Below are 25,263 nucleotides of genomic sequence, written 5' to 3' on the forward strand. Positions count from 1 at the left end.
TAACGCGTTCGCCAGCCCAGAAACCTGCGTGTAAGGACCTTAGCCGCAATGGCCAAAGAGCGGCCATCACGGCTAAGGCCGCTTACACTCCGGTTTCTAACCGGGCTGGCTCACGCTCACCATAACGCGTTCGCCGGCGCAGAAGTCTGCGTGTAAGGACCTCAGCCGCAATGGCCAAGACCGGGCCATCACGTCTGAGGCCACTTACACTCCGACTTCTAATCGCGCCGGCTCACGCTCACTTGTTTAAAATTAGGAGGAATAAAATAATGGCAAAGATTCTCGCAGTCAATGCAGGTAGTTCGACCCTGAAGTGGAAGCTTTTTGATATGCCGGCTGAAGTGCAGTTGGCTGAGGGGTTGGTCGATCGATTGGGCCAGCCGCAATCGAAGGTTAAAATTAAATATGGCGACGGTCAGAAGTACGAGAGCGATACCCCAATTGCAAACTATCAAGAAGCAGTTGCCAGCTTGATGGGTAATATTAAGGCGCTAGGGTTAGTGGAGCATTTGCACGAGATTATCGGGGTCGGCCATCGAGTGGTTGCTGGCGGCGAAATTTTTGCCGAATCAGTTGTTGTTGATGATGAGACGTTGCTGCAGATTCAGAATCTGCGCGACTATGCACCGTTGCATAATCCCGTTGAAGCGGACTATATTTCGGTTTTTCGGAAAATGATGCCTTGGGCGAATGAAGTGGCAGTTTTTGACACGGCTTTCCACCAAACAATGCAACCGGAGAACTTTTTATATAGCATTCCATACGAATATTATGAGCAATATGGTGCGCGGAAGTATGGTGCGCATGGAACAAGTGTCCGTTATGTGAGCGCTCGTGCTGCTGAAATGTTGGGCAAGCCGCTAGAAGATCTACGTATGATTGTCATGCACTTAGGGTCTGGCTCTAGCATCACCGCGGTTCAAGGCGGACAGTCAATTGATACGTCCATGGGCTTTACGCCATTAGCAGGTGTCACCATGGGCACGCGATCAGGTGATATTGATCCGTCATTGGTAGGCTATCTCATGAAGAAGTTGGCGATACCGGATGTTGGCCAAATGATTCATATTCTCAACAACGATTCCGGTCTGCTAGGTATCTCCGGACTCAGCAATGATATGCGTGACTTGGAAGCCGCCGAGGACACCAATACACGCGCTAAGCTGGCACTGGATATTTTTGTGAACCGCGTTGTGAAATACGTTGGCTCTTACGTTGCTTTAATGGATGGCGTCGACGTGCTGGTCTTCACCGCTGGCATTGGCGAAAACGGTGACGAGATCCGTGATAAGATTATGCGGTCGCTTGATTACCTCGGCGCCAAAATCGACAATGATCTGAATTACAAGTCACATGGCGTTGAAGCAGATCTAAGCACGGCAGATTCAACCGTGAAAACGCTGCTGGTACCGACAAATGAAGAACTTATGATTGTACGCGATGTGATGGCACTGAGCTAAACCTGAATCACAAGCGGTTGCCAGTATAAAAATTGAACATTACCAAGACGCTCCTCCAAAAAAGCGCTAGAGATGAGTTTTATGACTTGTCTCTAGCGCTTTTTTGCATACTTGTTGCAGATACGCTACCCATTTAATTAATGCGCTCAATCGAAAATTCGGATGTGGTTAGCGCGAGCTGCATTAACAATTGCTTCGGGCATCACTTTGTCAGTAGCAATATAGTCAAGCGTATTCATCGGGGCACTCATATACAGTTGGTGTTTACCGACTTTGGTGTGATCGACTAACAACATCACTTGATCAGCGTTAGCAGCGAAAGCTCGTTTGATGTTGGCTTCCTGATCATTAGCATCGGTGGCGCCTGTAGCAATGAGACCGCGGCAAGAAAAAACTGCCAGATCGGCTTGATAATTCTCAATATCACGAGTTGCTTTGTCTCCGCTGATATTCTCCAGCATTTTATTGACAGTTCCGCCTACCAAGCTAACATACCAACCATTGCGCTTGGAGGCTTCAAGCGCAACCAAGATGCCATTTGTGACAATGTAAAGTTCATCAATATCCTTAAGCTCGCGAATAAGGACTAAAGAGGTGGTGCTGGAATCAATAAAGAGACTCATACCACTTTTGATTAATCGGTTTGCGCGTGTGGCTACCACCCGTTTGGCATCCAGATTCAAGGTGACCGAATAATCATATGGAACATCTTTAGGTTCTTCACTTAACGTTACGCCATTTAAAACCCGTCTGATTAAACCACGGTTCTCCATATCCAAGGTGTCACGCCTAACCGTAGCAGGACTGACGAAAAGTTGTTTTGCTAGATCGCTGTATCTAGCGAATTGCTGCGTATTAAGGATCTTTAAAATTTGGTTTTGGCGTTGAAATGAGACCACTAAGAACCCCTTCTTTCTCAAGGTGCATCATTTTATGCAAAATTATAGCACCGATTCGAAAAAAAGTGAAAAATTTTCGATATGGTCGTCAACTATTGTCAAATATTTTCAATCCCCTATACTACGAGATGAAAGCGGTTTACAAACACAAAGGAGGTACATCAACGTGGCACTTATGGGATTGGATCTCGGGACGACCGGTGTTAAGAGTACGATTACCGATAATGAAGGAAATATCCTTTCTGCTGCTTACCGAGAATACGAGACATCGGTTCCCAGAGAAGGCGAATATGAACTAGATCCGAGTGTGGTCTGGTCAGCGACTAAAGAAGTTATTCAAGAGTCAAAGAAGTTCGTGAAAGAAGATGTGCTGGCAGTCAGCGTTTCATCTTTTGGCGAGGCATTTGTAGCAGTTGATGCTCAAGGCCAACCGTTGATGAATACGATGTTGCAGACAGATAGCCGTGGAAAAGACGAGTTGAATGACTTGTTAACGCGGATTTCAGCCGAAGAAATTCGCAATAAAACCGGGTTGAATCCCGCGGTCACTTTCGCGGTACCTAAGATTATGTGGATCAAGAAGCATCGACCGGAGATCTATCAAAAAATTCATCGTATCCTGCTTTATGGGGCTTATATTCTGTACAAACTTGGCAATGTTGATGCCATTGACTACACGTTAGCTGATCGTTCACTTGCATTTAATGTTTCTACCAACGACTGGGATTCAGATATATTGGCTGCTGCCGGCATTGATCGTCAACTATTACCTAAGTGTTACCGGCTTGGTACTGTCGTTGGAACGATCAAACCAGAATTAGCTTCTGAGTTGGGTGTTAATCTCGACATGAAGTTGGTGACCGGCGCGCATGACCAAATCTGCGTTTCAATCGGTGCCGGAACCATTGATGTTGGGGATGCCACGGATGGTATGGGATCGGTTGACAATATCTCGCCAATCTTTACCGACACTAGTCATCTCAAAGAAAATGCCAAGAAAAATTATCCGACCGTTCCTTATCTGGATAACAAATATACCACGATAGCTTATATGTACGATGGTGGAACATCCCTCAAGTGGTATCGCGATACTTTTGGCTTTGAAGAAGTTCAAGCAGCACAGTTATCCGGCGTGAGTGTCTATGACATCTTTGATAAGTACGTTCCGCAAAAGCCGACAAATTTGCTGATACTGCCGCACTTTTCCGGCGCTGCAGTTCCTTATTTCGATGAGGATGCACGCGGTATGATTCTCGGACTCTCAGGAGCTACCCGCAAGCCTGATATTTATCGGGCATTGATGGAAGGGGTGGCCTTTGAAATGCGAATGAATCTGGACAATATGGAAGCTGGTGGCATGCATGTCAACAAGTTGCGGGCGACCGGTGGGGGTTCACGATCTGATACCTGGCTCCAGATTAAAGCTGATGTCTTCAATCGAGAAGTTGATCGCGTTCATATGAAAGAATCCGGAACGATGGGCGTCATCATCATGGCCGGTGTTGCGGTTGGCTTATTCGATTCTTTTGAGTCTGCCATGAAGAAGCTGGTCACGATTGATAAGGTTTTCAAGCCAATTCCGGAAAACGTGGCGTTCTATAATCGTCAATATAAGAAATATCGTGAGTTATATGCATTTGGTAAAAAGTTACGGAGCTTATAGGAGGGTAAATCATGGTTTTAGTTAATACAAAAGAAATGATTAAAAAGGCTAAGGAAGGCCATTATGCAGTTGGTTCATTTAACGTGACGGACATTGAAATGATTCGCGGAATCGTTGGTGCAGCGGAGAAGGAAAACTCACCGGTGATTATCCAGTTTGCTGAATTACATGATAAGTATGTGCCACTGGATGTGATTGCTCCGGTTATGCTAAACGTTGCGCGCAAGGCTTCGGTTCCCGTTGCAGTTCATTTTGATCACGGTGAAACTTTCGATAACATCATGCGAGCCATTCGATTAGGCTTCACTTCGGTTATGGTTGACGCGTCACAGGAAAATTTTGCTGATAATCTGGCCCAAACTAAAGAAATTGTCAAAATTTGCAAGCCTCTGAACATTTCGGTTGAAGCCGAGCTTGGACCAATGAATCGTGAAGGCAGTGGCGATAAGAAAGTTGATTATGCCGATCTAAATAAGACGTATACGAACCCTCAAGAAGCTAAGCAATTCATCGAAGAGTCCGGCATTGATATGTTGGCGGTTGCATATGGAACGGTTCATGGGGTTTATACCCAGAAGCCGCACTTAAGTTTCAGTCGGTTAAAGGAAATTTCTGATTTGGTTGACTTCCCACTCGTCGTTCACGGCGCTTCTGGATTGACAGATGAAGAATATCGTAAGTCAGTTGAAAATGGTATTTGCAAGATCAATTACTATTCGGAAATGGTTCATCGAGTTGCGTTGGGTGTTCAAAAGAAATTAGAACAAGATGACAGTGATAAACAACTATTTATTTCGGACGCTAGCATTTGGGAAACCGAAATGGTCGAAGAAGAAATTCGCGGGCGACTACGGGTCTTCGGTTCGGCAGGTAAGGCTTAAGCAATTCGGAAAACAGGCGGATAGGGGACTGTCCGTCTGTTTTCAAGGAAGAAATGAGAGCGCTTCAGTTTAGAGAATAGACGGCGCTCAACATATAAGGAGGCTTTTTTATGAAATTTCTGGTTGATATGCTCAGCCAGCCTTCCATCATCGCCGGAATTGTTGTCTTAGTGGGCTTGATAGCATTACGTAAACCGTTTACCGAAGTCATTGGCGGAACCGTTCGAGCATTTATCGGTTTTGTCGTCATGCTTGCAGGTACCAATATTATTGTCGGTGCGCTGAATAACTTTGCTAAGCTATTTACCAAGGCCTTCAACATGCATGGCATGATTCCCAGTAACGAAGCGGCAATCGGAGTGACAGTTGCTAAATACGGAACGGTTGCAACTTTTATCTTTGTCTTTGGACTTGTATTGAACATTGTGTTGGCGCGTATTACGAAGTTTAAGTATATTTTCTTATCAAGTGACCATGCGTTTTACATGGCATGTTGTTTAACGCCGATTATGATCTTAGGCGGCTTAAATACGGTTGAAGCTATCGTCTTTGGTTCCATGACTTTAGGTGTCATTCTCTGCGTCTTCCCAGCCATCGCCCATCCAACGATGAAAATTATTACTGGACGTGACGACATGAGCTTTGCCCATTTCGGCACATTGGAATACTGGCTATCGGCAAAGATCGGATCACTTGTCAATAAGAATAAGAAATCGAAATCGATTGAAGATATTAATTTCCCGAAGTCATTAGCATTTTTACAAGATAGCAATGTTTCCGTTACGATTGTGATGACCATCTTGTTCTTCGTGGTGACGGCAGTGGCTGGGCCGGCGTATGTTGGTAAGCTAACCGACTTGAATCCATACGTTTGGGCGCTCTTGCAAGCTGCTGAGTTTACCGCGGGGATTATCGTCTTAGTCCAAGGCGTTAATATGTTATTAGCTGAGATCACACCCGCTTTCAAGGGGTTCAGCGAAAAGATTGTTCCAAGCGCCGTACCCGGTTACCCATTTGCCATTCTGTTTAAGGGCACATCCAACGCATTACTGGCCGGTTTCTTGGTAAGCTTACTCGGCGGTTTACTTTCTATGGGGGTTCAGATCATAATCGGGACAACCATTGTTATTCCGGGGATTGTGATGCACTTCTTCTGCGGTGGTATCGCGGCAATCTTTGGCAATGCTACGGGTGGTCGCAAAGGTGCGCTGATTGGACCGTTTATCGGTGGGATTATTCTAAGCTTTTTGCCTTTGGTCGCCACCGGTCTTTATGGAGGCTTGGGTTACACTGCAACTTATTGGTCTGATAGTGATTTCAATACAATCGGGGTCTTACTTGGACTTGTTGCTAAAGTTGGTAAGTGGCCGATCATGCTGGCTGCATTGATTATCTTTGCCTTCCCATTTGTCTTTAGTGCTTTACACAAGAAAAAACTGGTTGATTAATAGCAACTTTTGAATTAATAGCGCTGATATATAAAAAGTCGATCTCATGAAGAGTGGCCGCATGGCAAACGCGACTGCTTTTCAGGATCGACTTTTTATGTACTGCATAGCGATCTGAGTTTTCTAATGCGCAGATTTTCAGAAGTTATTCGGCGTTAATCCCTTGATCAGAGTCCACCATGACGCCCTTCGTTTCATCAAACACGCAAATGTTGCCATAGTTTTCCTTAAATCCCATGTGATTGCCCCCATCAATGAAATAACGCGGCGATTCATGGGGGTACTGAATGACTTTAACCGGACATTTCGGATAGTTTCCAGTTAAGGGAGTTTCGGGAACTGGCGGTTTCGCATCGCCGGCATAGTCACCGTAGATTAAGGCAGTTGGTGTATGTCCGGTAACAATGGTTTTGTTAAGCGGATTGTGCGCAAAGATGGGATGCTGACGCGTTTGGGTTTGCTGCATGTCATAAATATAAGGCTCCCGGACCCACATGCGGTTAAACGGTGTGGTCTCTTTTAAAGGGTTCTCTAAGGATAGATCTAGTCCGGCGTGAATCAGTAAAAGCTTGTCAAACGTCACCGCTGTGGGCATTTCAGCAATGAATGTAATCAGAGGCGCGATATGTTGCTGCACCGCCTGCCGTAAATTGGACTTTTGCGCGTTGGCAGGGACAAAATCCTTGATCATTTGGCGCAACGTTACTTTACCGCCATTGATGAACCAAGGATTATCTTTGTCCGCCAAATAATCCAGCAACATCTGATCGTGATTGCCCCGAACTGCAATTGCCTGACTATTTTGGACCTGTTCGTGAATCTGACTCAAAACGCGGCCGCCATACGGATAGCCGTCAATGTAGTCCCCGAGATAGACGGTGAGTGCATGGGGATACTTGGCTTGCATCAAGCGAACACGATCCATTGTTTTTAAATTGCCATGAATATCGGATACAACAATCATGGTCATCGCTTTTGCCTCCTCACGTCTTTGTCGTCACTTTTTTGCCAGCGGTGGTTTATTCAACATGCCGATTCATACACCTATAAATAACGGTTACGTCTAGTTTACTTTATTTTTGCCTGATTGTGCGATATTAATAAGAGGTTAGGGGTGAAAAGATGGATAAACGGTTAATTGTCATGCACAACTTGAGTCAGCATTACGGCAAACAGTATTGGTGGCAGCAAAACTCACTGGAAGATTGGTTGATGATGATCCTGATCCAGCGCACCAGTTCTAAGAATGTCGCGCAGGCGGTGCATAATTTGCGGCCTTACATGCAGGTTGATCGCTTGCTGGCGCTAACACAACCGGAACTGGAAGCACTTGTGCGACCGGCCGGATTTTACCGCCAAAAAGCTCAGCGCATTCATGATCTATTGGTGTGGTTTGTGGCTCAAGGCGGCAGTTTTGACAAGATTGCCCAAAAGCCGACAGCCGAACTGCGCAAGACTTTACTGGCATTAAACGGTATCGGCAATGAAACGGCCGATGTCATGTTGATGTACACCTTTGGCAAGAAAACGTTTGTCGCGGATACTTATGCGATGCGCTTATTCAATCGCTTAGGTTTCGGCCCCTATAAAAATTACGCTAAAATGCAGGCCGATTTTACCCCGCTGTTAACGGGCATCAGTTTAGATGATGCGCGGGAATGGCACGCTCTCATCGATGAACATGGAAAAACGCAGGTACGACATGCCTATGATGATCATTTTTTGCTTCAGCCCAATTTGCCCGAAGCAGCCTGGCCACCGGAAGCAAAACAAATTGAGCCCCCGCATGACGACCCTGGCAGCGGCAAATGGCGCAGAATGTCAGAGCAGTCTGACAAGTAGGCAAGCCGCCAATTTTACTGAATAATGTCACGGTTAGGATCGCGCCAGTTAATGACAATGACGAGGAGCATGATGATGACGACCATGATGAAAACACCGTGGAGGCCAGTGAGAATGGCGGCGGCAGCATGAGGATCGTGGACGGTGGTTGCTGAGTTGGCGCTGATCGCTGCATTGACGGCTTTAAAGGAAGTGCCATGCAGATTAGCCCGGATCACAAGCGTTAACACAGCCCCATAAACCCCCGTCATAATCGTTTGTCCCAACGATCGCCCTAGAGTCAAGATGCTAGTTGCCGAGCCGACATAGCGGTCAGGAACCAAGTGTTGGCTAAGCACCGTGTTCATACTAATGACAATCCCCATCACCGTTCCGTTAATCATCGCAATGACATAAAAAGCCCAAACCGGGAATGAGGACGAAGCAAATGTGAGCAGTAGGTAGGCTAACGTCAGAATTGTGACCAGACCCAGTGTCAAAGTACGTGGCACCATCCGCTTAATCAAAGGGTCAACTAAAAACGACGAGGTTAACCACAATACGGAGCTAGAAGTCACAACCAAGCCTGCAGCGGTGGCGCCTAAATGATAAAGCGATTGTAACCAGATCGGAAAATAAACCTGATAACCGATTAAGACGCCACTAAGCAGCAAAGCCGTTAAGATTTGGACGGTAAAGGTGAACCGATGAAACATCTGCGGCGCGATTAAAGGGTCAACAGCGCGGTGTTCTTGGCGAATTAACAGATACCCGCCGACAATGGCAAGAACGATTAAAAGTGCGGCTAACCACGGCTGCTGATCAAGTGCTTGAATGCCTAAAAGCAAGGCAACCAAAGTGACAGCTAACCAAGCGATTCCGAGCCAATCAATCGTAAGCGACACATGTTCCCGCCGCGGTTCCCGATAGCCAACTTGAATTAAGCCAAAGACCAGAATTCCCAGCGGCACATTCACAAAGAACACCCAGTGCCATGACAACTGATCCACCAGAAAGCCACCGATCAAAGGGCCAACCAAGGCGGAAAGTCCCCAAGCCGTATTGTTAAGTGCCAGCACATTCGCGCGGTGGGCAAAATCGTAATAGTCCGCAATGATGGTAAAAGTTAATGGCATCACCGCACCAGCGCCAATACCTTGCAACGCGCGCGCTAAAATGAGCAGTAAAATATGCGGCGCTAGGCCACTGAGCAGCGTGCCAAGCGTAAACAGCACCACACCCCACTGAAAAACGCCACGGCGCCCAAGCGTATCAGCCAACTTGCCATAAATTGGGGTTGTAATGGCAGTTGTGAGTAAGTAAGCACTCATGATCCAGCTTTGATAAGCCAGCCCATGCAAATCACTAATAATCGCGGGTAATGCCGTCGTAACAATGGTGACTTCGACCGAGGTCATGAAAGTCGCAATAAAAACCGCCGCCATAACGAGGCCGCGGCCTTGAGGTTTTGTCGATGTAGACATGTGGCCAACCATCTCCTTAATAGCTCTATTGTAACAATTAAGGTCAAGAGCTTTGAATGGTTATAGTTTTTCATTCTCAATGTAAGAGCTACAAGAAAATGTATCCCTGCAACCACTAGCAAAGCTATTTAGTGGCTACAGGGATACATTGAATATTGAATATTAAATCGCCGGCCGTCTTGGATGATGCGGCGTTTGAGTTTGATCAATGACGACTGCACCTAGCATCAAAATAATAATGATGACAGCTGCCATTAATTGCCCAAAGACCATCAAACTAAAGGCGCCGATGAAGGCAAAAATCAACAACAACCAATCAAGCTCTGAGAATGACAACCCAATCATCTCCTTAAAAGTCAGACTCCGAGGCATCGTAACTCATTGCCTTGCTCGGCGACACATAGACGACAAGCTCATCGCTGAATCGCTTGAGACAATAGGCAATGATGCCAATAGCAGCAAGCGTTGTGACAGTCTTAATCAGCGGCTTTTTCATGCTCTCGCTCCTTTGCTTGCACATTATATAGAAGGTATTAAACACATCTTAAGTTTACACCCGCTGCATGAAGATAGCAGAAGCGAGGTGGAAAAATTGAGCTCATGGTTCGGGATGCGCCATGATCGGGCTAGCAGGCACTGACGGTAACAACATTTAAGGCAATTTAAGCGAATTTAAGTCAAAATAAGCGCTTTTTGCCAAAACTGTGGTATACTGAAGGCATTAAAACCGAAAGTAGGTATGAGCATGGATACAAAAGTAAAGACCGTTGATTACTCATCCAAGGAATACTTTGACAAGATGACCGCTTATTGGCGGGCAGCTAACTATGTGTCAGTTGGGCAGCTTTATTTGAAGGACAATCCTTTGTTGGAACGACCACTGAAAAGTGAAGATGTGAAGCCACATCCGATCGGCCACTGGGGAACGATTGCTGGGCAAAACTTCATTTATACGCACTTGAATCGGGTTATTAATAAGTACGATCTCAATATGTTCTATATTGAAGGTCCGGGTCATGGTGGCCAGGTCATGGTTTCCAACTCCTACCTCGATGGTTCGTATTCAGAGATTTATCCACGGGTTTCTCAGGATAAAGAAGGGATGAAGAACCTGTTCACCCAATTTTCCTGGCCGGGTGGTGTGGCATCGCATGCGAGCGCCCAGACGCCGGGCTCAATTCATGAAGGTGGGGAGCTAGGTTATGCGCTGAGCCATGCAACCGGGGCGATTTTGGATAATCCTGATGTGATTGCCGCGGTTGTCACCGGTGATGGCGAAACGGAAACGGGTCCGTTAGCCGCATCTTGGTTTAGTAATACCTTCATTAATCCAATCAGCGACGGAGCAATTTTACCGATCGTGCATATGAACGGCTTCAAGATTTCTAACCCAACGATTCTGTCTCGGAAATCAGATGAAGATCTGACCAAGTACTTTGAAGGCATGGGTTGGAAGCCATACTTTGTTGAAGGCGATGACCCAACCAAGCTCAATCCTGAGATGGCAAAAGTTATGGACGCTGCGATCGAAGAAATCAAAGCGATTCAAAAGCATGCCCGTGAAACCGGCGATACGACAATGCCGCATTGGCCAGTGATTATTTTCCGCTCACCAAAGGGCTGGACGGGTCCTAAGAGCTGGAATGGCGAACCAATCGAAGGCTCGTTCCGTGCGCATCAGATTCCGATTCCGGTTGATGCTGAAGATATGGAACATGCCGATTCGTTGGCTGGCTGGCTGAAGTCGTACCATCCAGAAGAATTATTCGATGAAAATGGCAAGTTGATTCCGGAACTGGCCGCGTTACCGCCAAAGGGTGACAAACGGATGGCCGCTAACCCGATCACCAATGGCGGGCTTGATCCTAAGCCATTAGTATTACCTGATTATCGCAAGTATGCACTGGATAATACCGAGCATGGCAAGCAAATTAAGCAGGATATGATTGTGTGGTCAGACTATCTGCGTGATTTGATCAAGCTGAACCCGCATAATTTCCGGATCTTTGGCCCTGACGAAACCATGAGCAACCGGCTTTACAGTCTGTTTGAAGTCACCAACCGCCAGTGGCTGGAACCAATTAAGGAGCCAGCTGATCAATACATGGCACCGGCTGGCCGGATTATTGATTCGCAGCTGTCAGAACACCAGGCGGAAGGCTTTAATGAAGGCTATACGCTGACTGGCCGGCATGGTTTGTTCACAAGCTATGAAGCATTCCTGCGCGTGGTTGATTCGATGCTCACCCAGCACTTCAAGTGGATTCGTAAGGCCCATGAGGAACCATGGCACAAGGCTTATCCAAGCTTGAACGTGGTTTCGACTTCGACGTCCTTCCAACAGGATCACAACGGTTACACCCATCAGGATCCAGGCATTTTGACCCACATGGCGGAGAAGAAAGCCGAATACATCCGCGAATATCTGCCAGCTGATGCGAATAGTTTATTGGCCATTTCACCAAAACTATTCAGCTCACAAAACACGGTTAATGTGCTGATTACTTCCAAGCAGCCGCGGCCACAGTTCTACAGTATTGATGAAGCAACTGTTTTGGCCAATGCTGGCTTGAAACGGATTGATTGGGCTTCCAATGATGATGGTGTTGAGCCGGATGTTGTCATTGCTGCTGCCGGGACCGAGCCAAACATGGAAAGCCTTGCTGCAATCAACTTGTTGCATGACGCCTTCCCAGACTTAAAGATTCGCTTCATTAACGTGCTTGATCTTTTGAAGCTGCGCAGTCCAGAAATCGATCCGCGTGGGTTGAGTGATGCTGAATTCAACAGTTACTTCACGACGGATAAGCCGGTTCTGTTTGCCTATCATGGCTTTGAAGGCTTGATCCGTGACATCTTCTTTACCCGTCAGAATCGTAACGTCCTGATTCACGGTTATCGTGAAGAAGGCGATATCACAACGCCATTTGATATGCGGGTTCTAAACGAACTTGATCGGTTCCACTTGGCCAAGGATATCATTCAGCATGTACCGGCATATGCTGAAAAAGCGGCTGCCTTTGTTCAGAAGATGGATGATACGTTGCAATATCACCACGACTTCATTCGGGCAAACGGCGAAGATATTCCTGAAGTTCAGGAGTGGACTTGGAAGTCAATTAAGTAATACCAATCGAGTCTTGGTACAATCGCTCAGATAATTAACAAATCGGTATTAGCAGGTGACCGCTAATGCCGATTTTTATTTTGTGAAATTAAGTTTAGATGATAACTATTTTAATCGATATAAATACGAGTGGCGATGTAACCGCATACGCTCATGGCGATGAACCGGTTTAAGAAAAAATGTCACCGACTGTCAGCCAAAAAGTGAACAAAATATGAATACTATGGCAAAAATTATGTAAAAAACACCTTTACATCTCACGAGTTCTAATATACTCTTAATGTATTATCATTTTGAGGGTGAGTAGATGAAAGCTAAACGAATGATCGCCGGGGCAATGGTAGTTGCCTCAGCAGTTCTCTTGGTTGCATGTGGCAGCAAGAGCAGCAGTAGCACCGAAACGTTTAATCGAATGGAAAAAGATGTCATTTCGACCATGGATAACGCGCATATTACAGATGTTATTAGTGGTCAGGCAGCGGTCGATACGGGCGATGGTCTCTATCGTTACAAGGGTAAGAAATTGCAGCCGGCTGTCGCAACCAAAGTGGTGAAGCCGACTAATAAGGGGCTTACGTACACGTTTAATCTACGTAAGACCAAATGGAGCAACGGTGATCCTGTCACGGCTAAAGATTTTGTTTTTGCTTGGCGCCGGGCAACCGATCCTAAGACTAAGTCAGAGTATGCTTATCTGTTCTCGGGTATCAAGAACGCTGACGATATTACTGCCGGTAAGAAGGCGCCATCAACGTTGGGGGTAAAAGCGGAAGGCAACTACAAGCTGGTCGTAACGATGGAACGTCCCATTCCTTATTTCAGTACTATGATGGTTAACCCAGTCTTCTTCCCGTTGAATCAAAAGACGGTTGAAAAATATGGTAAGAAATTCGGAACGCAAAGCAAGTATCTGGTTTTCAATGGACCGTTTAAGCTGACTAACTGGAACGGCACAGGGAATTCATGGGACGAAGTGAAGAATAAGTCGTATTGGAATGCCAAGCAAGTTAAACTAGACAAGATTCATGTTCAGGTGGTTAAAGACGCTAACACTGCGGCTAACTTGTTTGCAACTAAGAAACTTGACGATGCTGTTTTAACCGGTGAAATCGCTAAACAGCATGCTAAAGATAAAGATTACGTGGGCGACAAACAGGGTCGGACCTCTTATCTTGATATGAACGAAGAAAAGGTTCCGGACTTCAAGAACCTGAAGTTACGGCAAGCGGTGGCAATGGCTATTAACCGTAAAGAGTTCGCTAATAAGGTGATCGGTGACGGCTCATTTGGGATTTCGACACTTACGCCTGAAAACTCTGGCTCAAATCCTAAGACGGGTGAGGACTTCGCCAAGGAAGCAGCTAAAGAATCTGAAACGGTTCAGTCATACAACTTGAAGGAAGCCAAGAAACTTTGGGCTGAAGGGCTGAAAGAAGTTGGCAAATCTGGCGAACAAGTTACACTGACGACAGACGACACGGATGTTGCTAAGAAGTCGGCTGAATATATTCAATCAGCTTTGGAACAGTTACCTGGTATGAAGGTTTCCATTTCCTCCGTTCCATTCAAGACTCGGATTCAGCGTTCTTTGGATGGCACCGCCCAGTTCATTCTCTCCGGCTGGCAAGGCGATTTCCCGGATCCGATTTCCTTCCTGGATCTTTATACAACTGGAAACACGTATAACTTCAGCCACTGGTCTAACAAGCAATATGATGAGCTGATCAAGGCTTCTGAGACCACTGATGCTAACAACGAAACAAAACGTTACAATGATCTTTTGAAGGCACAGGAATTACTTTCTAAAGAAGCCCCAGTTGCGACACTGTATCAAACCGTTCAAGGGCATTTACGCAATCCGAAGTTGAAGGGCGTTACCTTCAGCCCAGCCAACATGTATAACTTTGTTGGTGCGTATATGGCTAAGTAGTAAAGATTAAAATTTTCATTTGAAAGCCCCTGCTTGCGTTGGCGTACTTCACCAACGTAGGCAGGGGCTTTTTGTGTGAGCTTCAGCTAGCAGATATTAAAGAGTTTGTATTGTGGTATATATTATATAATAATTTCAAAACCGATAATTCTACCCAAGGCCGGATTAATAATGATGTAAGATAAGCACAACACACATATGTTAATGAATAATATTTTGATAAAAATAATCTTTAAATAAAAGTAAAAATAACTTAAAAATATATTATAGCTTAATAAATCCGTATAGAAATAAATATTTATTTAAAAATGGATTGACTAGATTGGATTTTACACCGTATAATTTCTATGTAATGTTCTAGAAAAGACAGCACAGGGCAGTTAATGCTTCACATGGGCATCGCTACGAGTTTTATACGAACACAAGGCTGGATATGTACAATTGTGTGATTGAAGACTGTTGTTCTGGGATTTCAACAACTGTTTACATGCAGAGCTGGCGTAACGGCAATGCTAACGGATGGCGGAAACCGGATATTTAATATTTTGGAGGTTCTATGATGTGCCGCTCTTTATAAGAATGGAGCGGCCTTTTTGGGGGTTGATCTCTTTGAGAAATAAACAATACTGGCAGTCCCGATCAACCATCACGGCTTTGTTACTCGCAGTTTTATTTATTTCGGGCCACCTGATTGCAAATGCCGGCTATGATGCAGATGGGGGAAAGCATTTGACGGGTTTCTACTTTTTTTCGCCATATATGAACTGGTTGCCAATTGATATTTCTTCAAGTTTACCTGTTGCATGGAATTTGGCTGCGCCGCTTTTATCAGTTCTTGCCGGTGGTATGATCGCTGCTTCCCATGGGCGCAGTGGGTATGCCAAGTTAATGCGATTTCGGCACAGCTTTGTGGCTTATCGCAGGTCGGTTTTCTTGGCTGCGGGCGTTCTTGGTGCAATTGTGCCAATCATGGTACTGGGTTTAGACTTCCTAGGTTTGCTTGCGATTCATCCTAATGTGCTGCCGAATCAATGGCTCAATAATAATGTTGCGATTAGTTATTTGGGACTTGGGGGGAATCTTTTTTATACCCATACTTGGGCCTACATGTTGGGATGGATTGCTTTGCTAGCCTTTTACGGGGCAAGCTATGCTATTTTTTCGAATTTTCTCTATTTTGTCACAGGGAAGATGGTGCTGTCGCTGATGGGGGTCATGATGGTTCAGTTAATATTATTAAGCATTTCTATAATCTTTAAGACGAGTTTAGCGCCTATTACTTATTTACAGATTGTTCCAACTATTGGGCAACCTTCGCTAGTCTACGTTCTTTTATGGCCCGCCATTTTAATTGCAATGAGTCTTTTTAGCTTTCGAGTGCCAAAAATCGAGGCTTAGTTTATGAAAATAAGGAAATATCAGTTGTTTCTACATTTTATTTCACGCTGGCAAAGCATTTTGTTTTTGATGACAGTGCTTGTTTTCGCCCTGACTTTCGTTCTTGCCGGAATTATGACGGGACGGTTTGAGATCAGCCAATTGGATGCCAACATTTCGGTTCAACGTGCATTTGGACAGGTGATATTTTATTTGCCCATCGTTGGGATGATGACGTTTTTACTTGTGAGTCAAGCTCAAAACACGAGTCTTCTCATAAGAATTGGTTCCAGAAGTTTGATAGCAAAATATATTTTGCGAGTGTTATTTTATTTGGATCTTGTGATATCGGTGGCGGTCTGGATGGTCTGGATAACTGCGGTGCTTTTCTTATCGCGAGGTCAAGGCGGAATGACGTCGGTTGCGGCTAATGCCAATTTATTGATGAATATCTTTACCGGGCTGTTTTTGTATACGCTAATGATACTTGCTCTTTGTGTCGTTTTTAGGTCTAGAGCGATTGGTATTTCCTTAGGGCTGAGTCTGATTATCTGCTTTTATATCGTTCCTTTTGTCAATTTAACTGAAGTCGCAAATCTGGTAACCCCGAAGTTAACTAAAGATGCAATATGGCCGATCAATATTGCTAGGCAGTGGTTGGCAATATTCATTGGCGCTCAGATAATCACGATATTATTTAACCATGTTCGCTTGCCTGTCGAGGGGTGAAACTTAATGAAGATACAATGGCAAAAACCGCTTATTGATAAGCGCATGATAGTGGTTTTACTGCTTGAGGTCTTACTCTTGATAAGCTCGCTAGCGTTGTATTTTGATCAACAGAATAGCAAGTTATTACGACAAGTTCACGATCCGGTGATGACTGTATTTATTGGCGCAATGCCGGATCGGTTTGCGAGCAGTCAGTTGTGGTGGTTGCTTCTGTGGGTTGGATTCATGTCTTTACCCATCTTCATTTGTGCCGGGGTGACAGATGCTTATCAGCGTAATTTGTATACGTTTCTTAGCTTGCGGATGCATCGAAGACTTGGTGCTTATATCTGGCCTTTAAAGCAAGTGGTTTTGAGGGAGGCAAGCCTTTTATTGGTAGTGGGCATTGCAGTCGGCACACTGACACATTTCTTTTTGAGGACGCAGCAATTTGGCGAGGCTGGCTTGTTCATTATTCTTATTATTGTGAGTCAAACGTTTTTAGTGGTTTTAGAAGCGGTTCTTGAAGGTTACTTTGGCCCCATGATTGGGGTTGTCGGAACGTTAACGATCATCTTTTTAAGTTTTCTGCAAATGCCGTTGATGCCTTTGCGTTTTTCCATTGGAAGTACCTTTGCAACGGATTCACAGTTATTAGGTGCGATTGGGTATCAGATCATTTTGATCATTCTTTTGCTACTGATTCAACTTTTTTATATGCCAGGAAGGTGGGGCCGATATGGCACAGGTCGGGAATAAATCAGGTGTTCGTGTTGATATTTCACAAATGTCCGTGATGATGAGACGGAAAAAGATTCTTGATGATCTTTCACTTTCTTTTGTCTCTCCTAATATTTACGGCATTGTTGGGCCAAACGGGTCAGGCAAGACAGTTTTTTTAAAAGCAATGTTGGGATTTATACGGCTTGTCAGCGGTAGTGTGACGATGAATGAGGTTCCAATTGATCCGCGGCGGGCTTTTCCGATAAGTGTCGGCGCTATTATTGAGCATCCGGGTTTTATGAATGACATGAGCGGGCATGATAACTTATTGGCTTTGGGACAGATTCGTAGTCAGCTTGATGATGAAGCGATTCATGCCGTGATGACTCGAGTCGGACTGCCAGATGACAAAAAGCCAGTCGCAACCTATTCGCTAGGGATGATTCAACGTTTGGGAATTGCCCAAGCGATCATGGAAGATCAGGAATTTATTGTGTTGGATGAACCTACTAATGCACTAGATCGTGAAGGTATCGTGTTTTTGACTGAATTATTAAAGGAACTTCGCGACCAGGGGAAATTAGTGCTGATCGCAACTCACGACCTTTTGTGGTTGCAATCGCTAGCAGATCAGATATTTGAGTTGTCCAATGGTAAACTTCAGCAGGTTGAGGATGTGGTTTAATGATGAAGTCGGTGCATCGGCGAATTTACTTTTTAATCGGCGGTTGTGCAACAGTGATGATACTTCTTGTAGGGCTGTTTGTTTGGCGCTATCAAACCCTTAATGCGAATGTTGCACAGCCGGCAGTTTGTAGGCGACGGCTGCGGTTGCCGGCAAAAGTGGTTCTGAATCAGACAACGGTCGTGCTCGAAAAGCTGGAAACAAAGGTAACGAATGGGCGTTGGCGGGTGCGACTGATTTTGAAACGCGCAATTACGAAACAAAACCTTCAACATATCCGCATTCAAATCGCCCAACACCGCGAAGGAAGCGAAGTAGCGAATGAACAACTTCCGGTAATGAGCCGGGATAAGAAGGTATTGACTTTGACGGATACCTATTATAGTCAGGCAAAATATAATCGTGTTGTCATGACGACATTGCCAAGGGTTGCACGTTCACAAAATCTCGTTCAGATTGTAACGTTCAAGGAATGAGATCGTGTTAACATAGCTTGGTGACTGAATGCGGTTTAGAGGAGTTGAGCGCTGTGGTTCAAGAAATAGACGACTTGAGATTTCAACTTTCACCACATGCTAAATTTGATTTCCGTGCTGCCGTTTTACTGGTGCATGACAATCAAGTGTTAGTAACGGTGCAGCCTACTAGTGGTGTTGCCATTGTCCCCGGGGGTGCAGTGAAGTTTGGTGAAACTTCCGGTGTAGCAGCTAAGCGTGAGCTATATGAAGAATTGCGGCTTCAGGTCGATGAGCCGCCACTAGTAGGCGTACTTGAATCATTTTGGCAACAGCCTGATCGAACCTATCAACAACTGATCATGGTGCATCGCTTGGTACTGTCCCAGGCGCAAATTGACGAACTGGTTTGGCAGGAGGGGCTGCAGGGGCAGTGGTTGCCGAAGTCAGAGGTGGCTAAACACTTGCAACCGCGCGCTTTGACACAATTTTTAGAACCTAGTGCAACACTTTTGCACCTTGTCGATCATCATTCGGAATGAAACTTGAGTGACTTTTCGGCTTGAAAGCGCGCACACGAGGGCTTAAATTATAAAATATATAATTAGAGGTGCTTATTTTGCCTTTCTTTGTCAACCTTGATACGCTTAAGGTAGGCTACAGCCGGAAGGGAGTTGCATTTTTATGGATATAACGACTAGACCGACGTTGCAGCAATTTTTAGCGGATACCAAACAGGGTCCGTATGTATCACTGTACATGTCTTGGCCGGAGCATACACCGGTTGAGAAGTTGCGGATCCGGTTCAAGAATATGCTTAAACATGTCAAGACGGTGATGGCGGAAACCTATTCGGACACCGACTTTGCGCCATATGCTGCCGAACTTGAACCATATGAGCAAGATCCGATGTTTTGGCAAGACAGCGAAGCAAACGGGATTGGTATGTTGACGAACGGTGCGCAAACGTATGTAACCCCAATGTATGAAGCAGTTGATGAAGTGGCAATGGTAACTGAAGTGCCGCAGATTTTGCCTTTGATGCTGGATGAGGCAACGGCAACAGATTTTGATATTCTGGCGCTTAACGCTGATAGTATTCAGCTATACCATAACCATGGTCACCAAGTGCGCTCGGTTTCCTTACCAGACGATGCGCCACAAACATTGAAAGGCACACTTGGAACAGAAATTCGAGGCGGCGAGTTAAATAGTGTGTCTCAAGGCGGTGGCCACGTCACTTACCATGGGCACAACGAAAAATCCGCCGAGAAGGCAAGCGATCAACGGCGATTCTACCAGGCAGTTGATCAATATTTACTGACAAATTATTCGAATCCTAAAAAAATGCCGCTGGTTCTCATGGGCTTAGCAGAGAATGTAGCGGTATTCCGCGAGATTTCCAAGAACCATCATTTACTGCCGAAACTTGCAGTGGTCAAAAGTCCGGCAACGCTTGATTTTGTTGAGCTGGATGACTTACTTGAACCAGTGCGCGCCACATTGCGTGATCGGCGCCGACAACACTTCGCTAATGTCATTGAAAACGCACGCGGCAATGGCAGTTACACCGATGAATTGGCAACGATTGTGTCGGCGGCATTGCGTGGACAAATCGCCATCCTCTTTGTTCAAGCCGGCGCACGCATTCACGCGCGGCTTGAAGGTGATCAGATTGAGCGCGATTCCAAGGCCGCTCAGCATGCGAATCTGTTAAATACATTGGCGGACATTGTATTAGGCCACGGCGGTCAGGTTGAACTTTTGCCCGAAGCCCATTTATCAGCTAAAGTCGGCGCTACGATGCGTTATGCTTAGTCAATGATTGTGAACAAAAACGAGCTGCCAAGTTGGCGGCTCGTTTTTTGTTGGAAAATAGGAGAACTGAATTTTTCTCAACTCAGGTTTTTTATGCTAATTCGAGAGTTCCGGTCAACTGAGATTTAGTCTTTTCGGTGAGATGATGCGTAATCATGATGACAGTAAGCTCCTTGTTGGCTAATAAAGCATCTTCAATTGTCTGGGCATTTTCGGTGTCGATCCCAGCGGTCACCTCGTCAACAATTAGGATTGGTTTGTGAAATGCTAGTGCCCGTGCCAACGCTAGCTTTTGTCGTTGGCCGCCTGACAGGTTGCTGCCATGTTCGTGAATGTTTGTGGTTAGATTAGCAAACTTATCAATTCCTAGGAACCTTACAATGTTTGTTAATGCATTCGTTTGTTTAGCAACCCCTAATGTGATATTTTCCTGAACGCTTTCGTTAAAGATATAGGACTTCTGGTCTACCAGTTCGATCTTGGCGTTTAAAGCGGTTGTCGCCAGCGATTTCAATTCGGTGTTATCGACATGGATTGCACCTTGATAATCACTTAGCCTTCCACTCATAAGATTGATAAGTGTTGATTTCCCAACACCACTTTTTCCCAAGATGGCATATTTTCCTCCGCGTTTAAAAGTGTAGGAAACATCTTTAATGATGGGCTTTTCGTCATAGCTAAACGAGAGGTGATCCAGGGTAAGCGCATGGTCAAATGACCGATCTTCGGCTAAACGTGGTAACTGACTTAAATGGCTGTTCTTGTGAAGTAAGACGCTGACGGATTTCATTTGAAAGATTCCTTGCACCATGCCAGCCAAATTATTGAATACTGTTCCTGCCAACGAGCCACTTGCCGAAATCACCCCGACGGAGAAATAGCCACCGATGACTAATAGACAAGTTAAAGCCAGAACGATCATTTGGGCAGTGACATTCACGCCGCTGATGAGTAGGTTAACAAGCCCAACGTTTCTGGCGTAGCGAACCTTTTCTTTTCCTTGGTAATCAGAAGCGTCCGCTAGTTTTTGTGTGAATCTGTCACCTAAGTTATGACTAAAAAATACTGAAAAACCGCCGATGATATCATCTGACTTCTCTAAAAAAGAACTATTGGCAGAAGCGATCCGGTTCGTTTCGTGTGTCATAACTTTTGAGAAAAATTGTGGGATGGTCATGGTGAGGAGGCCCAGGATAATGGCAGCAAAGGCTAGACTGTAATGGTAGAAGGCCAAAGAAGTAATGGCAAATAAAAGTGTTGCAGCATTGCCTAGCAATGAGAAGAATGTTTGTAAACCATTTTGTTCGATCATGTTGATATCATTGGTCAACCACGAGACATATTCATTGTGGTTGACCTTATTATATTCATAAACCGGAATACTGGTGAGCCCGTTCGCGATATCGGTTCGAAGTTGATTGGTGACTTTGCGAATGATCTGAGCTTTCAGCAACGAATTGACATAAGCAATCGTCAGCGTCACGCCCCAAATTGAAATAGTTGCCAATAACCAGAAAACCACACCCCGAAAATTCTTGTTAATAAGTTGATCAGTCAGTGGTGCCAAGGTTAAAGAACTTGTAACCTTTCCAAGCGATTCAATCAAAATCAAAAGTGTTGTCAGTAGCGTCAGTAGTTTTTGATGTGCTAATAGTTTAATTGTTGGTTTCATAAGACATCAGCCTTTCTGATAAAGTTGTGTATTGCATCTTAGGGCGATCGTGGTATTTGATAGTGTAAGTATATGTGCTAATATGATTTTAATTAAAAACGTTTCATATATGAAAAAGAGGCAGACTGTGAAAAATATTGGGGAAGTTATTAATAACTTACGCGAACGTAAAGGAATGAGTCAGGCAGATCTTAGTACTGGAATTCTTTCAAAAGCACAACTCTCTAAGTTCGAACGAAACCTAACACAAATATCGGCTACTAAATTATTAGCATTACTGGAACGTCTCCATGTCACGTTTGCTGAGTTTGGGAATGCACTGGCGTTTCAGGAGGCTTTGTATGAGCAGTCGATATTAGCGGATATTACAAAAGCAGTTGTTAACAACAATCGTGATCAAGCTGAATTGGTGCGGGAACGCGCGGCAGAACATTTTACGGCGTTTCCGGGAAAATATAATCAACTTATTTTAATCATGGTTAATGCTATGATCGCTGATATGACCGGTGAAACGCTTTCCCAAGCGGATATTGACGTTTTGACGGACTACCTCTTTCATGTAGATGGTTGGACCCGGTTTGAACTGCTACTTTTTGGTAATACGATATCAGCTTTACCTTTGCGAACTGTCAATCAACTGGCGCGTGAATTGGCGGCTCAAGTTAATGTGGCTTGGGAGATTCACCAAAATTTTCAGCTGATTATCAATTTGTTATACAACGTTGTAATCGTAAACTTGTCTGCTAGAGATCTAACGACAGCAAGACACTATTTGCGAGTGATGAAAGATAGTCATGTTGAAGATGGCATGATGGCAGAACGGTTTCTGATTGCACTTGCTGAGGCGCTTTGTATCTACTGTGAGGACGGTACGGCGGCGCACAAAGATCAAGTCGAAAAAATTATCGCCATTCAAAAAGAACTTGGTGCGACAAATTTCTTTATTGCATTTAAAAATCAAGCTGAAATGTTCATAAATGAAACTAAGCAAACCGATGCTTTTCCAGCTGGATGGCAAAGTTATATCTTCTAATTCAGATCGGCTAGATAAATTGTCATTGAGCTGACATGATTAATCTTCAGCAAACTGGATTAAATCAGTCAGATGTCAATGCACGAAAAAGCTCAGGTCGTCCTCTGGTGTGATGAGGTAACCTGAACTTTTTGGTTGATATTCAAATATCGCGATACCAGTGAATCACCCAAAAATCACTTTGACAATTTGTTCAGCGGTTTTGAGGCTCACATCATTGACCAGTGGCCGCGGGCTGGCAGTGGTGAGCCAGTGAACGCCTTCAGTCGGGACGCCCCAGAAGAAGAGGCCGGCTTGTGGATGTTCTTTTTGGTCAAGTAGCTGTTGGGTTTGACGGTCAATGGCAATAGCGCCTGACTGGAAGCGTTTGTCGGCGTTGAGCTGCAGTTCATAAGTGTGTGCGTACCCGTCATGAAGCAGCTGCTGTACTAATGGATTTTGGGCAGTGGGCGCATTGACTGCCGGAACGCGTGCTTCTAGCAAGGTTTTGGCTTGAAGCGAAAATTTTGGATCGCTCGGGGTTTTTAAAAGAAATTGGCCGTCAATACCTTTGATCTGCATGCCGGGCGGTAAAATAGTGACGATACCGGCACCTATTAGTGCTTGCAGTTGGTCAATCCGCAAAGCAGGCGGTCCGATTGAAAGAAAATCATTCAGTGAGTTAAACCAGCGCAAGAAGAAGTCCAGGTATTGATCCTGACTGAGAAGATTACGCTCAACGAGTTGGCGAATGGGATCACGCATGTCGCGTAAAACTTCAAGCGCGCTGGTCAGTGGTCCGGTTTTGGTGCCGCGCATCGCTTCTTGGGCATCCTGGCGCAGATAATGCCGCATGAAGTCTTGGTACGGTTGGCCGCTTGGATGCGCCTTGGTGGGATCAGCCAAAGCATCCCAATCGAGACGATCTTTAGCGGCGATTGGCAGTGCTCCCAAGGTGGCAACAGGGTCGGCGATAAAATCGCGTTCAAAAGCTGCCTCGTCAATTTCTGGGTAGCGTTGGGGCAACAAAAGCCGATAGTAAATCAACTCGGCTTCGTGCTTTAAGGCTTCCCAGAAGGTTTGACCGCTCACTTCGCCATGAGTTTGCCAAGCGTCAATTTGTTGTGGTGTCAAGAAATGCGGCTGCCATTCTTCACCCGGTCCCTTTTGGTTACGGCCTTTAGCACGATAAGGAAAACCGCGGCGGGAGCCGGCAAAAATATGTGGTTCGCGGCCGCTGGGATGATAAACAAGCAGACCGTCTGGCGCTTTTTGGAATTGTCCGCCGCGACCTTCAGTGAGACGACTCATCAAATCAAAGAAACTCAAGCCCAGTCCGCGAATAATGACCGGCGATTGTGCTTCGATGCCGCTGAGATCACCTTCTTCGGGGAAACCCGGTTCCAGGTAAAAGAGCTGGTGTGTTTGCGCATAATCGTGCAATGCCTTTTGGTCGCGCGTCAATGAGTTTTTTAGATTTCCCAAGGCCATGACCACTTGATCGGTTTGCCAGCTCTCTTGGTCGGTGGTGACGGTAAATCCGGCAGCTTTTTTATCTAGCCGGTTCACGGTTTGCTGCTTATAGGTGATGATGTTGGTGCCGGCTTGGTATTTTTGCAAGTCAAAGAACCACTGTTGGTAGACGCCGTACAACGCGCGGGACGCATAGCTGTTGGGTCCCAGATTGGCAGCCTGGCGCATCAGAATCGAACGGTTGTTAATTTCGGGGTGAGCATCGAGGTAATCGGCAGCAAGCGTGAGCGCCCAGGTGCTTAAGTCCGGACCGGCAATAAACGGTCCCACGCCTGTCACTGTTTGATCGGTAAATAAGGTGATTTGTGCCGCAGCAGTATTCATAATGAGATTAGGGTCTTGATCGATCTTCCAAACGCGACCGCCAATTGGATACGGATCAACTAGGAAAATGGTGAGTTGGCGCTGGGGATAACGGGTCCGTTGCCAACTGATAAGCCGACCTAAAAGCATTAAGCCACGTGGCCCGGCACCGATAAGCGTAATGTGCATGCCGCATCTGCTCCTTTATGAGATGATAAATTAAGAAGTAACAAATTTATTATACTTGGAAGTGTCCCTAAG

At 45.4% G+C, this 25,263-nt stretch carries 22 protein-coding genes; 15 read left to right on the forward strand and 7 right to left on the reverse strand.

All coding sequences use genetic code 11. The features are described from left to right. The first annotated feature begins 269 nt into the window (after positions 1–269). On the forward strand, positions 270–1,460 hold the full coding sequence (locus ACWP87_RS10545) for an acetate kinase (protein ID WP_005688033.1): 1,191 nt from the start codon (positions 270–272) through the stop codon (positions 1,458–1,460). A 146-nt stretch (positions 1,461–1,606) separates the two neighbouring features. Here the strand turns inward: ACWP87_RS10545 and ACWP87_RS10550 are convergent, their stop codons facing one another. Then, positions 1,607–2,359 (reverse strand): DeoR/GlpR family DNA-binding transcription regulator, encoded by a 753-nt coding sequence (locus ACWP87_RS10550; RefSeq protein WP_014568974.1) that lies wholly within the window; start codon positions 2,357–2,359, stop codon positions 1,607–1,609. A gap of 166 nt (positions 2,360–2,525) precedes the next feature. On the opposite strand from ACWP87_RS10550, the gene ACWP87_RS10555 reads away from it, so the two are divergent. From ACWP87_RS10555 to ACWP87_RS10565, 3 genes are all read left to right on the forward strand, one after another. Beyond that, positions 2,526–4,022 carry an FGGY-family carbohydrate kinase gene (locus tag ACWP87_RS10555; protein ID WP_005688037.1) on the forward strand — a complete coding sequence of 499 codons (1,497 nt, stop codon included), beginning with the start codon at positions 2,526–2,528 and terminating at the stop codon, positions 4,020–4,022. Positions 4,023–4,033: 11 nt separating this feature from the next. Then, positions 4,034–4,903, forward strand: coding sequence for a class II fructose-bisphosphate aldolase (locus ACWP87_RS10560; RefSeq protein ID WP_005688039.1), 870 nt, complete (start codon positions 4,034–4,036; stop codon positions 4,901–4,903). Between the two features lie 110 nt (positions 4,904–5,013). Next, a complete protein-coding gene (locus ACWP87_RS10565; RefSeq protein WP_005688041.1) occupies positions 5,014–6,351 on the forward strand; it encodes a PTS ascorbate transporter subunit IIC in 1,338 nt (445 codons plus the stop codon). A gap of 145 nt (positions 6,352–6,496) precedes the next feature. Here ACWP87_RS10565 and ACWP87_RS10570 read toward each other — a convergent pair whose 3' ends face one another. Continuing rightward, positions 6,497–7,321 (reverse strand): metallophosphoesterase family protein, encoded by an 825-nt coding sequence (locus ACWP87_RS10570; protein WP_005688043.1) that lies wholly within the window; start codon positions 7,319–7,321, stop codon positions 6,497–6,499. Positions 7,322–7,473: 152 nt separating this feature from the next. Here ACWP87_RS10570 and ACWP87_RS10575 point away from each other — a divergent pair, with 152 nt between their 5' ends. Beyond that, on the forward strand, positions 7,474–8,193 hold the full coding sequence (locus ACWP87_RS10575) for an endonuclease III domain-containing protein (RefSeq protein ID WP_005688045.1): 720 nt from the start codon (positions 7,474–7,476) through the stop codon (positions 8,191–8,193). 14 nt (positions 8,194–8,207) lie between these two features. On the opposite strand, the gene ACWP87_RS10580 is transcribed toward ACWP87_RS10575, so the two are convergent. The 3 genes from ACWP87_RS10580 to ACWP87_RS10590 all read right to left on the reverse strand — a co-directional run bounded on the left by ACWP87_RS10580 (position 8,208) and on the right by ACWP87_RS10590 (position 10,152). Next, the gene (locus ACWP87_RS10580; protein ID WP_015764814.1) at positions 8,208–9,656 is read right to left on the reverse strand and encodes an MFS transporter; all 1,449 of its coding nucleotides are present in this window, start codon (positions 9,654–9,656) and stop codon (positions 8,208–8,210) included. 162 nt (positions 9,657–9,818) lie between these two features. After that, on the reverse strand, positions 9,819–9,992 hold the full coding sequence (locus ACWP87_RS10585; RefSeq protein ID WP_005688049.1) for a hypothetical protein: 174 nt from the start codon (positions 9,990–9,992) through the stop codon (positions 9,819–9,821). A gap of 13 nt (positions 9,993–10,005) precedes the next feature. Then, positions 10,006–10,152, reverse strand: a complete 147-nt coding sequence (locus ACWP87_RS10590) for a hypothetical protein (RefSeq protein WP_005688051.1) — start codon at positions 10,150–10,152, stop codon at positions 10,006–10,008. Positions 10,153–10,401: 249 nt separating this feature from the next. Between ACWP87_RS10590 and ACWP87_RS10595 the strand changes: the two genes are divergently transcribed. From ACWP87_RS10595 to ACWP87_RS10635, 9 genes are all read left to right on the forward strand, one after another. Further along, the gene (locus ACWP87_RS10595; protein ID WP_005688054.1) at positions 10,402–12,783 is read left to right on the forward strand and encodes a phosphoketolase family protein; all 2,382 of its coding nucleotides are present in this window, start codon (positions 10,402–10,404) and stop codon (positions 12,781–12,783) included. A 307-nt stretch (positions 12,784–13,090) separates the two neighbouring features. Next, on the forward strand, positions 13,091–14,713 hold the full coding sequence (locus ACWP87_RS10600) for a peptide ABC transporter substrate-binding protein (protein WP_005688056.1): 1,623 nt from the start codon (positions 13,091–13,093) through the stop codon (positions 14,711–14,713). Between the two features lie 609 nt (positions 14,714–15,322). Next, positions 15,323–16,111 (forward strand): hypothetical protein, encoded by a 789-nt coding sequence (locus tag ACWP87_RS10605; RefSeq protein WP_015764815.1) that lies wholly within the window; start codon positions 15,323–15,325, stop codon positions 16,109–16,111. A 3-nt stretch (positions 16,112–16,114) separates the two neighbouring features. After that, entirely contained in the window at positions 16,115–16,819 is a 705-nt protein-coding gene (locus tag ACWP87_RS10610) for a hypothetical protein (RefSeq protein WP_005688292.1), read from the forward strand. A 6-nt stretch (positions 16,820–16,825) separates the two neighbouring features. After that, complete coding sequence (locus ACWP87_RS10615; RefSeq protein ID WP_005688291.1) at positions 16,826–17,560, forward strand: hypothetical protein; 735 nt, start codon at positions 16,826–16,828, stop codon at positions 17,558–17,560. Then, positions 17,541–18,209, forward strand: coding sequence for an ATP-binding cassette domain-containing protein (locus tag ACWP87_RS10620; RefSeq protein ID WP_005688290.1), 669 nt, complete (start codon positions 17,541–17,543; stop codon positions 18,207–18,209). The genes ACWP87_RS10615 and ACWP87_RS10620 overlap by 20 nt, the downstream gene beginning before the upstream one ends. After that, positions 18,209–18,685, forward strand: a complete 477-nt coding sequence (locus tag ACWP87_RS10625; protein ID WP_005688289.1) for a hypothetical protein — start codon at positions 18,209–18,211, stop codon at positions 18,683–18,685. The genes ACWP87_RS10620 and ACWP87_RS10625 overlap by 1 nt, the downstream gene beginning before the upstream one ends. 53 nt (positions 18,686–18,738) lie before the next feature. Continuing rightward, positions 18,739–19,206, forward strand: a complete 468-nt coding sequence (locus ACWP87_RS10630; protein WP_005688288.1) for an NUDIX domain-containing protein — start codon at positions 18,739–18,741, stop codon at positions 19,204–19,206. 142 nt (positions 19,207–19,348) lie between these two features. Beyond that, a complete protein-coding gene (locus ACWP87_RS10635) occupies positions 19,349–20,482 on the forward strand; it encodes a baeRF6 domain-containing protein (RefSeq protein ID WP_005685270.1) in 1,134 nt (377 codons plus the stop codon). Positions 20,483–20,573: 91 nt separating this feature from the next. On the opposite strand, the gene ACWP87_RS10640 is transcribed toward ACWP87_RS10635, so the two are convergent. Continuing rightward, positions 20,574–22,154, reverse strand: a complete 1,581-nt coding sequence (locus tag ACWP87_RS10640; RefSeq protein ID WP_014568978.1) for an ATP-binding cassette domain-containing protein — start codon at positions 22,152–22,154, stop codon at positions 20,574–20,576. 127 nt (positions 22,155–22,281) lie between these two features. Here ACWP87_RS10640 and ACWP87_RS10645 point away from each other — a divergent pair, with 127 nt between their 5' ends. Continuing rightward, a complete protein-coding gene (locus ACWP87_RS10645; RefSeq protein WP_005685272.1) occupies positions 22,282–23,187 on the forward strand; it encodes a helix-turn-helix domain-containing protein in 906 nt (301 codons plus the stop codon). Between the two features lie 165 nt (positions 23,188–23,352). Here ACWP87_RS10645 and ACWP87_RS10650 read toward each other — a convergent pair whose 3' ends face one another. Then, entirely contained in the window at positions 23,353–25,191 is a 1,839-nt protein-coding gene (locus ACWP87_RS10650) for an FAD/NAD(P)-binding protein (RefSeq protein ID WP_005685273.1), read from the reverse strand. Between the last annotated feature and the right edge of the window lie 72 nt (positions 25,192–25,263).

Source organism: Lacticaseibacillus sp. 22 (assembly GCF_055413445.1).

What these genes read in the sequence shown, in the direction of transcription:
- ACWP87_RS10545 (WP_005688033.1), top strand. Translation starts at nt 270, where the DNA reads ATGGCAAAGATTCTCGCAGTCAATGCAGGTAGTTCGACCCTGAAGTGG.
- ACWP87_RS10560 (WP_005688039.1), top strand. Translation starts at nt 4,034, where the DNA reads ATGGTTTTAGTTAATACAAAAGAAATGATTAAAAAGGCTAAGGAAGGC.
- ACWP87_RS10565 (WP_005688041.1), top strand. Translation starts at nt 5,014, where the DNA reads ATGAAATTTCTGGTTGATATGCTCAGCCAGCCTTCCATCATCGCCGGA.
- ACWP87_RS10570 (WP_005688043.1), bottom strand. Translation starts at nt 7,321, where the DNA reads ATGACCATGATTGTTGTATCCGATATTCATGGCAATTTAAAAACAATG.
- ACWP87_RS10575 (WP_005688045.1), top strand. Translation starts at nt 7,474, where the DNA reads ATGGATAAACGGTTAATTGTCATGCACAACTTGAGTCAGCATTACGGC.
- ACWP87_RS10580 (WP_015764814.1), bottom strand. Translation starts at nt 9,656, where the DNA reads ATGTCTACATCGACAAAACCTCAAGGCCGCGGCCTCGTTATGGCGGCG.
- ACWP87_RS10590 (WP_005688051.1), bottom strand. Translation starts at nt 10,152, where the DNA reads ATGAAAAAGCCGCTGATTAAGACTGTCACAACGCTTGCTGCTATTGGC.
- ACWP87_RS10595 (WP_005688054.1), top strand. Translation starts at nt 10,402, where the DNA reads ATGGATACAAAAGTAAAGACCGTTGATTACTCATCCAAGGAATACTTT.
- ACWP87_RS10600 (WP_005688056.1), top strand. Translation starts at nt 13,091, where the DNA reads ATGAAAGCTAAACGAATGATCGCCGGGGCAATGGTAGTTGCCTCAGCA.
- ACWP87_RS10610 (WP_005688292.1), top strand. Translation starts at nt 16,115, where the DNA reads ATGAAAATAAGGAAATATCAGTTGTTTCTACATTTTATTTCACGCTGG.
- ACWP87_RS10615 (WP_005688291.1), top strand. Translation starts at nt 16,826, where the DNA reads ATGAAGATACAATGGCAAAAACCGCTTATTGATAAGCGCATGATAGTG.
- ACWP87_RS10620 (WP_005688290.1), top strand. Translation starts at nt 17,541, where the DNA reads ATGGCACAGGTCGGGAATAAATCAGGTGTTCGTGTTGATATTTCACAA.
- ACWP87_RS10625 (WP_005688289.1), top strand. Translation starts at nt 18,209, where the DNA reads ATGATGAAGTCGGTGCATCGGCGAATTTACTTTTTAATCGGCGGTTGT.
- ACWP87_RS10635 (WP_005685270.1), top strand. Translation starts at nt 19,349, where the DNA reads ATGGATATAACGACTAGACCGACGTTGCAGCAATTTTTAGCGGATACC.
- ACWP87_RS10640 (WP_014568978.1), bottom strand. Translation starts at nt 22,154, where the DNA reads ATGAAACCAACAATTAAACTATTAGCACATCAAAAACTACTGACGCTA.
- ACWP87_RS10650 (WP_005685273.1), bottom strand. Translation starts at nt 25,191, where the DNA reads ATGCACATTACGCTTATCGGTGCCGGGCCACGTGGCTTAATGCTTTTA.